Here is a 12426-nt window from a genome sequence, read left to right as displayed (position 1 = left end):
ATCTGATGATTCTCAGGTGTAAGTGCTTAATGTGAGTAAGTTAACAACTCTATTGAAGTAAATTTATTGGAAATAACAAATACCTTGAAAAATGAAAATTAGAATATTTGCTGTTGTATGTTTATTAGCTGCTAATCTCTTTACAATATCTGCTCAAAAGTGGTTTACGCCTGAGGCGGAGAAACAAGTGGATGCTCTTTTGAGCCAGGTAGTAGAAGGAAACTACAAGAATAATCGCTATCCTCTACTCCGTAAGCCCTTAATGGAACTTCCTTTAGGCAGTATCAAACCTAAAGGCTGGTTGCACGAAATGCTGGTTCGTCAGAAAAATGGCGCCAGTGGTCAGATGGATGTTCTTTACCCTTCGGTTATGGGCAAACGCAATGGTTGGTTAGGTGGTGATGGAGACCAGTGGGAACGCGGTCCATACTGGATAGACGGTCTACTTCCTTTGGCGTATATACTGGATGATGATGTCTTGAAAGCCAAAGTGCAACCTTGGATAGAATGGGCTTTGCAGAGCCAGCGTGAGGACGGATTCTTCGGTCCTGAAAAAGATTATCCGGGAGAGCCTGGACTGCAACGTGATAACTCGCAAGACTGGTGGCCGCGTATGGTCGTGCTGAAAATCCTACAGCAGTATTATTCGGCAACGAACGATAAGAGAGTCGTCGCTTTTATGACAAAATATTTCCGTTATCAACTGAATACCTTGCCGCAAAAACCTTTAGGACACTGGAGCAGTTGGGCAGAATTCCGTGCTTGTGACAATTTGCAAGCTGTATATTGGCTTTATAATCTTACGGGGGAGGATTTTTTGCTTGAATTGGGGCATTTGCTGCACCGGCAGAGTTTCAGTTTCATAGATATGGTAGATAGGGGAGACTTGCGCAGAACCTGCACTATACACTGTGTTAATTTGGCACAAGGCATCAAAGAACCGATTATTTATTATCAGCAAGATACCGACCGGAAATATATTGATGCTGTCAAGGAAGGCTTTCGAGATATTCGCCGGTTCCATGGACAGCCGCAAGGCATGTATGGAGGCGATGAGGCTTTGCATGGAAACAATCCTACACAAGGCTCGGAGTTGTGTTCGGCCGTAGAGTTGATGTACTCGCTGGAAAAAATGGTGGAGATTACAGGAGACATAGACTTTGCCGACCATTTGGAACGCATTGCTTTTAATGCTTTACCAGCCCAAATATCCGATGACTTTATGACTAAGCAATATTTCCAGCAACCGAATCAGGTGATGGTAACACGCCATCGTCGCAACTTCGACCAGGATCATGAAGGGACAGACCTTGCTTTTGGCACTCTGACTGGATACCCATGTTGTTTTTCGAATATGCACCAAGGTTGGCCAAAATTTACACAGCACCTATGGTATGCCACACCTGATAACGGCATTGCAGCCATTGTCTATTCTCCGTCGGAAGTAACAGCCAATGTGGGTGATAATGTACCGGTGGTTATCAGTGAAGATACTTACTATCCGATGGATCATCAGATAACTTTTACCATTAAAGAGGTGAGAAATAAGGTGAAACAAGTGAAATTTCCATTTCACCTGCGTGTTCCGAAGTGGTGCAAACAAGCTGAAATACGGGTAAATGGAAAGATGGAGCAAACTGTCAAAGGTGGGAAAATAGCTATCGTAGACCGTATATGGAAGCGGAATGATAAGATTGAACTGTATCTGCCCATGGAGGTCTTTACTAGCACTTGGTATGAAAACGCAGTATCTATTGAAAGAGGTCCGTTGGTATATGCCCTGAAAATGGAAGAAAATTGGGAAAAGAAAGAGTTTAAGGATAGTTGGTATGGTTCTTATTATTATCAGGTGACTTCTTCGGATCCATGGAACTACGGATTGGTGGATTTTGACCGTAACAGAATGAACGAGGTGGCCCAAGTAAGTATCAATAGCCAAAAACAGCAATTGGACTTTCCTTGGAATCAGGAAAATGCACCGGTTGAAATAAAGATGAAGGCTCGTCTTATCCCTACTTGGACAGTATATAATGAAATGGCAGGGCCCCAGCCTTTCTCTTTCTGTGGCAGTGCCGAAGGAGGAGAACAAGAAATCACGCTGATACCCTACGGTTGTACAACCCTGCGTATTTCAGAATTTCCAGTTGTTGGGAAATGATGTTTCCGAGGTATGGGGGGAACGGTGTGTTTGTTTTGTGACAAACTTGTTTCAGAATTCTGCCATGTCCGGAATGTGGACGGTTATGTCACGGATTTATAGTTGGCTTTTAACCTTACTGTCTATTTTTGCAATCGTTTTTAATAGGGTTTATATATTATAAAGAAGACTCCTGCGACGGAGTGAAAAACAAGTCGAACAATTTAATGCCGTAGAAAAAAGATGAAAAATTCCAAGAAAGCACTCCTCTGCCTATTGTCATGCGCCTTGGCAGTAACCGGATGCAAGACACAGAAAGAACCGGCTGTAGCAGACAACGAAATGCTGGTCAGATCTACACAAACACTTGATTCCTTATATGCTCACTATTCCGCACCGGGCACTTGTCTGTTGCGTGAGAATTATCCTTCGGACGTGGAAGGCTATACCGCTACTTATCTGGCTTCCGAGGAACAGAAGAACCGTCCCAATCTCTACTCTTATTTGTGGCCTTATTCCGGTACCTTCTCCGCAGTGAATGCGTTGATGGAGGCCACTAAAGATAACAAGAAAGATTTCGGGAACTATCAGAAGTTGCTTGATGAGAAGGTGCTTCCGGGACTTGCTGAATATTTCGATACTCGTCGTATGCCCGAAGCGTATGCTTCTTACATCAAGGACGCTCCGTTGTCCGACCGCTTTTACGATGACAACGTGTGGCTCGGCATTGACTTCACAGACGTCTATCTGATGACTAGCCAAGAGAACTATCTGCAGAGCGCCAAGCTTATCTGGAAGTTTATAGAAAGCGGTATGGACGATTGTTTGGGAGGAGGTATCTATTGGTGCGAACAGAAGAAGGAATCAAAGAACACTTGTTCCAACGCCCCTGGTTCCGTCTTTGCCCTGAAACTTTTCAAGGCTACGCAAGACAGCTCCTATTTTGAGAAAGGGAAGAGTTTGTACGAGTGGACTAAAGCAACATTGCAGGACACAACAGACTGCCTTTACTTCGACAACATGCGTTTGGACGGTGAGATAGGACGTGCCAAATTTGCCTATAACAGCGGTCAGATGATGCAGTCGGCTGCTTTGCTCTATCAGCTTACCGGTAATGGGCAGTATCTGAAGGATGCGCAAGCGATTGCTGCCGCTTGCCATAATTATTTCTTCATGGAATTCACCCCCGGACAGGGAGAACCGTTCCGTATGCTGAAGAAGGGCGATGTGTGGTTCACCGCCGTTATGTTGCGTGGTTTTATAGAGCTCTATCAGGTGGACGGTAACAAGGTTTATCTTGATTCCTTTGCCCGCAGTCTGGACTATGCTTGGACGCATGCCCGTGAAGATAACGGCCTTTTCAATACTGATTTCACCGGCAAGAGCTGCGACAATCGTAAATGGCTGCTGACACAAGCCGCCATGGTAGAGATGTACGCGCGTTTGGCCGTGTTCGCTAATCAGTCTTTATAATTAAAACGAATCAGACCAAATGAAAAAGAGAAACATTACCTTGTGCGCTGTTGCCATGCTCTGTATGCAAGGCTATGCTAAGGCAGACACTTTTACCCTGAAAGGTGACAACACTTGTGTGGAGAACTATGCTCAGATGACTGCTGCTTACAAGAGCAATCGTCCAAAAATGAAGAAACGCCTTTTCACCTCAAAAGCGGTGGAAGCTGAGATTCTTCGCGTGAAGAAACTGCTTACCAATCCTAAGTTGGCGTGGATGTTTGAGAATTGCTTTCCTAATACGCTTGACACTACTGTACACTTTCGCATGCTGGACGGTAAACCCGATACTTTTGTTTATACCGGTGACATCCATGCTATGTGGCTGCGTGACTCCGGTGCGCAGGTGTGGCCATATGTGCAGTTAGCTAACAATGATGCGCAATTGAAAGAGATGCTCGAAGGTGTCATTCGCCGTCAGTTCCTTTGCATCAACATTGATCCGTACGCCAATGCTTTCAACGACGGACCTACGGGTGGCAACTGGATGACTGACTTGACAGATATGAAGCCCGAACTGCACGAGCGCAAATGGGAGATAGACTCTCTTTGTTACCCGCTTCGTCTGGCTTACCAGTATTGGAAAGTAACTGGTGACAGCAGTATCTTCGACGGTGAATGGATGAAGGCAATTACTGCTATCCTGAAGACTTTCAAGGAACAGCAGCGTAAGGACGGTGTAGGCCCTTACCGTTTCCAACGTAAGACGGAACGTGCTCTTGATACGCTGAATAACGACGGCTTGGGTGCTCCGGTCAAACCGGTGGGACTGATTGTTTCCGCTTTCCGCCCATCGGACGATGCCACTACGCTTCAGTACCTGGTCCCTTCCAACTTTTTCGCTGTCTCTTCTTTGAGAAAGGCTGCTGAAATTCTGACGGAAGTAAACAAGGAAACATCCTTGGCCAAAGAATGCACCGATTTGGCAGCCGAAGTGGAGGCAGCCCTGAAGAAATATGCCACTTACAATCATCCTGAGTTTGGGACAATCTATGCATTTGAAGTAGATGGATTCGGCAATCATCTGTTAATGGACGATGCCAATGTACCCAGCCTTCTTGCTATGCCTTATTTGGGTGATGTGGACGTAAACGATCCTATCTATCAGAATACACGCCGCTTTGTGTGGAGTGGCAGCAACCCTTACTTTTTTAAAGGTAAAGCCGGTGAAGGTATCGGAGGTCCGCACATTGGTTATGATATGGTATGGCCTATGAGTATCATGATGAAGGCATTCACCAGCCAGAATGATGAGGAGATAAAGATTTGTATCAAAATGCTGATGGATACGGATGCCGGTACGGGATTCATGCACGAGTCTTTCCACAAGGATGACCCCACTAACTTTACCCGTGCATGGTTTGCTTGGCAGAACACGCTGTTTGGAGAATTGATTCTGAAATTAGTGAACGAGGGTAAAGTGGATTTGCTGAACAGCTTGTAAAAATAGGAATTATTTAAAATCAATAAAGTGCGCTGGAAGGAGGATTAGGATACAAATTGCATGAATTGGTTGTTCGTTGGTATTATTTGTGTTCTTTTCCTTTTTTTATCGTGATTTATTATAATGTTTAATCTTAAAGAATATGAAAAAGAATCGAGTGTACACAGTAAATTCATTGCTGGCTCGGATAAGTGGGAACTATAAGTTCTGGCTTATTGCCTTGCCTGCTGTGACTATGCTGGCGCAGGCTCCTGCGGTTTATGCACATGCGGAGACTATTACTGTGGTGCAGCAAAACAATGCCACGGTGAGAGGTTCCGTTAAGGATGCCACAGGTGAAAGCCTGATTGGAGTGAGTGTTACTGTTAAGGGTAAAGAAGGTGTGGGTACCATTACAGATGTGGATGGAAACTATTCCATTGTTTGTAGTGCCCAAGATGTTCTCGTCTTTTCCTATGTGGGATATGCCACTCAGGAAATTGCTGTGAAAAATCAAAAACAATTGAATGTTGTCTTAAAGGAGGATACCAAGGTGCTGGATGAAGTTATTGTCATCGGTTATGGTACTACTACCCGCAAGAGTGCCGTAGGTGCTGTAGACCAGGTAAAGGCTTCCATGATCGAAGACCGTCCCGTGGCTAACATGACAGATGCTTTGCAAGGGGCTGCGCCCAACGTGGTTATCCAGCAGCGCAGTAGCAATCCTAATGATCGTAAGACTAACTTTAATATCCGTGGTATCAGCACTGTGAATGACAATAGTCCGCTTTTTGTCATAGACGGATTGGTAGCTGATGGCGGTAGTTTCGATAAATTGAATCCCAATGATATTGAGAACATTTCCATCTTGAAAGATGCCGGTACAGCTGCTATTTATGGTTCACGTTCTTCCAATGGTGTAGTTTTGGTTACTACTAAGAAAGGTAAGAAGAACCAGCGTGCGACAGTTCGGTTAAGTGGTATGATGGGATGGCAGAATCCGGATATCTTGTTTTCTCCGGTGAAAGGCTATCAGAACGCTACTTTGCGCAATTTAGCTGCCACCAATGCTGGAGAGGCTCCTTTGTATACACCCGATCAAATCCGTGACCTGGCTGCCCATCAAAATGAAGAAAGCTGGTTTTTTGATCAGATAGTCCGCACAGCCTTACAGCAGAATTACAATCTAAGCGTATCTGGAGGTAGTGATAAAACTACTTACATGGTGTCCATGGGTTATTATGACCAGGAAAGTAATTATGTGGGCAACAGTGATTTTGGCGTGCAGCGTTATAATTTTCGTACCAATGTTAGCACGGAAGTGGGACGTTTGAAACTGAATGCTATTTTGGCTTATACACGTAATAATAGTGTAAGTACCACCGGTGGGAGTTTGGAAGTGGATGCCGCCCGTGTACCTACTTATTATTATTACAAAATGAAATCGGAAGATGGAAGATATTTGTTAAATGATGTATTGACTGAATTTAACCCATTGGGAGCATTGGAAGCTGGTGGCCGTAACAAGTATCGTAACAATTATCTGAACGCTAATGTCAATGCTGAATTCCGGCTTATTGACGGATTGAAGTTGCGTGGAGTGTTGGGTGCGGATGTGATAAACGACATGCGTTCTACCCGCAATTTGGGCGTATCCTATTACTTGAATGAAGAGGCTACCGAACCACGTCCAGTGAAAGATACTGACTATCGGACCAGTAACTGGAATCATACGGCTTACCTTATTAATAGCCAACTTTTGTTGGATTACAACAAGACATTCGGTAAACACAATGTCAGCGGGCTTTTTGGAGTAACCAATGAATCGTTTACTTCGTCTAGCAATGAGATTGAGAAGAAGGGGGTAGATCCCGACTTGGGTATCGGTACAGACATTACCAATAGTACTGTGGGAAACATCACAGGAAAAACATTTGTAGATGAATCCAACCGTACCAGTCTGACTTCTCTGTTGGGACGTGTGGGGTATTCTTACGCTGACAGATATTATACAGAATTCAGCTTCCGTTATGACGCTTCTTCCAAGTTTCATAAAGACTACCGATGGGGTTTCTTCCCCTCTGTTTCATTAGGCTGGCGTTTGAGCGAGGAGAACTTTATGCAGGCTTACAAGGAACGTGTGGGTGACTTGAAACTGCGTACTTCTTTTGGTATCTTGGGTAACCAGTCTATTGGTACTTATGACCGTTTTACTGTTTACGAACTGTACAACAACTCTTACGCATATAATAACCAGACAGTATCAGGCGCAGGTTTTAAGTTAGGTAAGGATAATTTGACTTGGGAAAAGACCAAAACCTTCAACGTGGGTGTAGACGCTTCGTTCTTCAATAACGCTTTGAATGTGACGTTCGACTATTTCTACAAGCGTACGAGCGACATTTTAATGAAGCCCCTTGTGCCTTCGGTATTCGGTACGGATATGGCGATGGACAACATTGGTGAGATGCAGAATCAAGGTTGGGACCTCTCTATCAACTATCGTTTGAAAACGGGAGCCGCAAATCATAACTTCAACTTCAATCTTGGTGACTCTTGGAATGAAGTGCTGAAGTACCCTGGTCACGAAAGAATCTCACAAATAGAGGAGTTGAGCCGTATCACCCGTGAAGGATGTCCGTTGGAGTCTTACTACGGTTACAAGATGGACGGCTTTTTCCAAAGCTACGAGGAGATTGAGGCATCGGCTATTCCTGTAGGTGGAAAGGTACAGCCGGGTGACGTGAAGTTTGTAGACCGTAACGAAGATGGTGTCATCGACTCGAAGGATAAGTTTATCTTGGGTAATGCCTTCCCTCGTCTTACTTTCGGTTTCAACTACAATGTAGAATGGAAAGGATTCGATTTCGGTATGTTCTGGCAGGGTGTGGGCAAGCGTGACATGATGCTTCGTGGTGAATTGATTGAACCGTTCCACGCCAATTACTCTTATAATATCTATAAGCATCAACTGGATTTCTGGACTCCTACCAACACCGATGCACGTTGGCCGAGACTTACTGCTCCGGGTTCTACTTCCAACAGAAACAACTACGGAAACGGACAAGGTTCCGACCTATTCTTGATGGATGGAAAATACCTGCGTCTGAAGAACTTGCAGATTGGTTACACATTCCCTAAAACATGGAGCCGCAAGGTGGGTATGGAAAAGGCACGTATCTATGTCAACGGACAAAACTTGCTGACTTTCAGTAATAACTCGTTTGTTGACCCTGAATCTTCTGAGTTCGACTCTAAGATGGGTAATAGTGGCGCCAATTCTGGTAGAAACTACCCGACGCTCCGTTACTATGGTTTCGGTATAGACATTGAATTCTAAAAACAACAGATAACTATGAGACTAAGAAAATATATAGCTTTTGCCGGAATGGCTGTTCTGATGCTTTGCAGTTGCAACGAGATGGAGAACGCACCGACAAACAAATTTACGGATAACTCTTATTGGACTTCCACCACCAAAGCCCAGTATGTGGTGAACATGGCTTACAGCCAGATGTACAATGCAGGCCGTATGTGGAGCGATGAAAGTTTGAGTGACAATGCTTACGACGGTCGCAGTGTGGACGACCAACGTGCCATTCGCAAAGGTATGGCTACTCCCTCGCTCGACATCTTCAAGAATGAATGGAAAGACCTTTACGGAGGCATAAAGACCTGCCACGTGTTCCTTGAAAAGGTGGATCTGGTACCCAACATGGACGCATCTGTTAAAGCACGTATGATTGCCGAGATACGCTATATCCGTGCAAGCCTCTACTTCCGTCTGACTAACCTTTATGGTGCAGTACCTTTCTTTACGGAGGACATCACGCTGGAAGAATCGCGGAGTGTAAGTCGTACAGACCGCGAAACCATTATCAGCTTCATTCACCAAGAATTGGAAGACATCAAGGATGCGCTTCCCACTCGCGACCAATTGCCCGAAGAAGACAAGGGCAAAATTACTAAAGGTGCCGTTTGTGCTTTGCAGGCTCGTGTCTACTTGATGGATAGCGACTGGAACAATGTGATGCTTTATTGCGACAATCTGATGAACAAACAGGGCGAATATGGTACTTATGCCTTATTTCCTGATTATGCCGGGCTTTTTGATGAAGCCAATGAGTATAATGAAGAGATTATCATGGACCGTTCTTATGTACCCAATTTGATTACTTGGGGTGAGATGGTAGACATGATTCCTTTGTCAAGAGGCGGACGTGCCGTGAACCGTGTGCCGCAGCAATCGTTGGTAGACACTTATCTGATGCTTAGTGGAAAGACTATCAGTGAAGCCGGGACAGATTATAACCCTGCTTATCCTTACGACAACCGTGACCCACGTCTCACCGCTACTATCATTTATGATGGCTATGACTGGAGTGGCAATGTGGACGATGGCAGTAAAGACGTAGTCATCAACATTCGTCCGGGTTCGGGAACCGATGCCTACGATGGTGGTGGAAACGGCACTTCTACCGGTTATTTCACCCGTAAGTATTATAATCCGCAGGCTCCCGGTGACCAGAATTCCGGTATGAATATCATCACTATGCGCTATGCTGACATCTTGCTGATGTATGCTGAGGCTGTTCACGAAACAAGCGGTATGACTGAAGAGGTATGGAACAAGACCATCCGTCCCATCCGCGAACGTGCCGGATTTACTGCCGATGCAGCCTTGAACTTTCCTGCCGGAAAGAGCAAGGAAGAGATGAGGCAGATTATTCGCGACGAACGTCGTGTAGAAATGGCGATGGAAGGTTTGCGCTGGTATGATATTAAGCGTTGGAAGGCTGGTAACGAATACTTGTCGGGCAAGGTGCGCGGTGCAAGCTTCGTGGACGAGAACAAGCTTGACACTCGCAAGTTCGAAGAGGCAAGAGATTATCTTTGGGCAGTTCCTATCAGTGAAATCAATTTGAATCCCAATCTGGCGCCTAACAATCCGGGATATGGAAATTAACGTGTATCTAAACTCATTAAAAACAATAGAACAATGAAAACAATATTCTCAACAATAGCTCTTTTTTCGGCAGTCCTCTTTGCTACGTCTTGTACGGAAGACATGGAATACAAGGATTCCAAAGTTTCCTCAGTAAATCAGTTGTATGAACCCACTGACGGCAAGGAAGTAGTCTTGCAATCGTCGGCCAGCGCCAGCCTGTTCTTTGAATGGGAGTCGGCCAAGGCTGAAGATAGCGGTGCCCCTCTTTATGAAGTGGTATTCGATAAAGAAGGTGGAGATTTTTCTAAGCCTATTTACAAAGTGCTTTCTGACAATGGCGGTTCTTTGAGCTATGCTACCATCAGCCACAAGACATTGAACAAGGTTGGTGCGGCTGCCGGATTGAACAGTGGTGAGACGGGTACACTTGTTTGGACAGTAATGGCTTCCAGAGGTTTGAATTCTGTAATGGCAAAGGAAAGCAAGAAGCTCACCATCACTCGCTTGGTGGGATTTGAAGAGATTCCGGCACAGCTTTACTTGACCGGAAGTGCTACTGAAGGTGGTATGGATGCTTCTAAGGCTGTGGCGTGTGCTTCACCCGAAAAGGATAAGTTCGAAGTCTTTACGAAGTTGGAAGGCGGAAAGACTTACAAACTGGTAGATAGAGCAGCCGAAGGTGCCAAGGTGTTTTATATCAATGGCAATAAGATTATGGAAGGCGAAGGCGAGACAACCGTAGAAAAGACGGGAGTTTACCGCATTGAGATGGATTTCTCCATTGCATCTGTAACCGTCAGGGAAGTAAGTAAGATGGAATTCTACTTCTGTCCGAGTGGTGCCGCAACTTTTGAATTGCCTTATGTTGGAAACGGTGTGTTCTGCGGTCAGGATAAAATTGAGTTCAAGCAAGAAGGATGGGGGCGCGACCAACGCTATAAGTTCTTGATGACTTATGCTGATGGTAGTATACAGTATTGGGGAACCAAGAATACTACAGACTCTAATCCTGGTGCGGCTACTCCCGAAGATCCTTATTTCTACATTATGGAGACTCCTGATAACCAATGGGATCAGAAGTGGAAACTGAACAATGAATTCGATGGTGCGGCCGATGGCCACAATCCGGGTGCCATCACCAAGATTAGTGTGATATTCAATGTGGAGAACTATACTCATAAAGTGGAATTGGCCAACTAATTTAAGGAGAGATTATGAAAAAAATATTATTTTGTCTGCCCCTGCTTCTTTTGGCACTTCAATCGTGCGAGATAGAAGATGAGTATATGTATGATAAGGGGCTTTACACCATAGATTGGGATGCGGCTGCCGACAGCAGTTCTGTGACCCTGATAGATCGTTTCTGGAATACGGAAGAGAATTATTTCAACTACGGGAATGACGGTTCAATCAAGGATTTCCATTATTGGCCGCAGGCTCATGCTATGGATGTGATGATAGATGCTTACAATCGTACCGGAGATAGCAAGTACAGCGACTTGTTCGACAAATGGTATGTCGGTATCAAGGCAAAGAACGGTGGCAGTTATTGGAACAACTTTTATGATGATATGGAGTGGATTGCTCTCACCATGATTCGCTTGTACGAAGTTACTGATGAAAACAAGTATCTGGAAACTTCTCAAGAGATGTGGAATGAAATCAAGACCGGTTGGAACGATTACGCAGGTGGTGGCATTGCTTGGACTCACGACCGGCTATGGAGCAAAAATGCTTGTTCCAACGGTCCTGCTGCTTTGATTGCTGCTCGTCTTTACCGTATTAACGGGAATCAGGAGGATTTGGATTGGGCTGTCAATATTTATAAATGGGAGCGTGAAAATTTATTTAACCCTGCTACCGGCGCCATCTATGATAATGTGAACGGTGAAACGGGTGAGTTGAGTACACTTTCTCTTTCTTATAACCAAGGTACATTCTTGGGTGCTGCTTACGAACTGTATAAGATCACAGGAGAAGAGTCCTATTTGAAAGATGCTCGTAAGGCTGCCAATTTCGGTATCAGTAATAGCAGCATGATAGATACTGGAAACAATTTACTTCGTGATGAAGGCGATGGTGACGGAGGTTTGTTTAAGGGTATTTTCATGCGTTATTATGTGCAGTTGATTATGGAACCGAATTTGGACCCCATATATAAGAAGAAATTCATCACTTTCTTTAACAATAATGCTGAAATCTTGTGGCGAAAGGGAATCAATAAACTTGATTTGCTGTATAATACTAACTGGGCAATGAACAATAGCGGTAACAACCATTTGACTACGCAGACAAGTGGTTGTACTTTGATTGAAGCCAAAGCTCTCTTTGAAAAGAGCCTGAAATAAGTTAGCAATTAAAAGTGTGTCGAAACTCAATCTGGTTATTGGGTTTCGGCACATTTTT

Annotated in this window: 7 protein-coding genes; all 7 read left to right on the top strand. The window is 44.6% G+C overall.

Going from position 1 to position 12426, the window contains the following annotated elements; genetic code table 11:
- The first annotated feature begins 91 nt into the window (after positions 1-91).
- The 7 genes from DW947_RS09130 (at position 92) to DW947_RS09100 (ending at position 12368) form a co-directional block, all read left to right on the top strand.
- Positions 92-2158 (top strand): beta-L-arabinofuranosidase domain-containing protein, encoded by a 2067-nt coding sequence (locus DW947_RS09130; protein ID WP_016272161.1) that lies wholly within the window; start codon positions 92-94, stop codon positions 2156-2158.
- 222 nt (positions 2159-2380) lie between these two features.
- Positions 2381-3610: a glycoside hydrolase family 76 protein gene (locus DW947_RS09125; RefSeq protein WP_016272160.1), complete on the top strand. Its 1230-nt coding sequence runs from the start codon at positions 2381-2383 to the stop codon at positions 3608-3610.
- Between the two features lie 19 nt (positions 3611-3629).
- Positions 3630-5093, top strand: a complete 1464-nt coding sequence (locus DW947_RS09120; protein WP_005833938.1) for a glycoside hydrolase family 125 protein — start codon at positions 3630-3632, stop codon at positions 5091-5093.
- A 142-nt stretch (positions 5094-5235) separates the two neighbouring features.
- The gene (locus DW947_RS09115) at positions 5236-8412 is read left to right on the top strand and encodes a SusC/RagA family TonB-linked outer membrane protein (RefSeq protein ID WP_117963420.1); all 3177 of its coding nucleotides are present in this window, start codon (positions 5236-5238) and stop codon (positions 8410-8412) included.
- Between the two features lie 15 nt (positions 8413-8427).
- Positions 8428-10038 carry a RagB/SusD family nutrient uptake outer membrane protein gene (locus DW947_RS09110; protein ID WP_005833936.1) on the top strand — a complete coding sequence of 537 codons (1611 nt, stop codon included), beginning with the start codon at positions 8428-8430 and terminating at the stop codon, positions 10036-10038.
- Positions 10039-10071: 33 nt separating this feature from the next.
- Positions 10072-11220 carry a SusE domain-containing protein gene (locus tag DW947_RS09105; RefSeq protein WP_005833935.1) on the top strand — a complete coding sequence of 383 codons (1149 nt, stop codon included), beginning with the start codon at positions 10072-10074 and terminating at the stop codon, positions 11218-11220.
- A 14-nt stretch (positions 11221-11234) separates the two neighbouring features.
- Complete coding sequence (locus tag DW947_RS09100) at positions 11235-12368, top strand: glycoside hydrolase family 76 protein (RefSeq protein ID WP_005833934.1); 1134 nt, start codon at positions 11235-11237, stop codon at positions 12366-12368.
- Positions 12369-12426 lie beyond the last annotated feature (58 nt).

The sequence above is a fragment of the Bacteroides sp. AM44-19 genome (assembly GCF_003603395.1).
GTDB classification, from domain to species: domain Bacteria; phylum Bacteroidota; class Bacteroidia; order Bacteroidales; family Bacteroidaceae; genus Bacteroides; species Bacteroides uniformis.
Note: the sequence above shows the minus strand (reverse complement) of the source record. Positions and strands in the feature narration are given on the sequence as shown.

Coding starts and splice junctions, on each gene's coding strand:
- DW947_RS09115 (WP_117963420.1), top strand. CDS start 5,236: ATGAAAAAGAATCGAGTGTACACAGTAAATTCATTGCTGGCTCGGATA.
- DW947_RS09130 (WP_016272161.1), top strand. CDS start 92: ATGAAAATTAGAATATTTGCTGTTGTATGTTTATTAGCTGCTAATCTC.
- DW947_RS09105 (WP_005833935.1), top strand. CDS start 10,072: ATGAAAACAATATTCTCAACAATAGCTCTTTTTTCGGCAGTCCTCTTT.
- DW947_RS09125 (WP_016272160.1), top strand. CDS start 2,381: ATGAAAAATTCCAAGAAAGCACTCCTCTGCCTATTGTCATGCGCCTTG.
- DW947_RS09110 (WP_005833936.1), top strand. CDS start 8,428: ATGAGACTAAGAAAATATATAGCTTTTGCCGGAATGGCTGTTCTGATG.
- DW947_RS09120 (WP_005833938.1), top strand. CDS start 3,630: ATGAAAAAGAGAAACATTACCTTGTGCGCTGTTGCCATGCTCTGTATG.
- DW947_RS09100 (WP_005833934.1), top strand. CDS start 11,235: ATGAAAAAAATATTATTTTGTCTGCCCCTGCTTCTTTTGGCACTTCAA.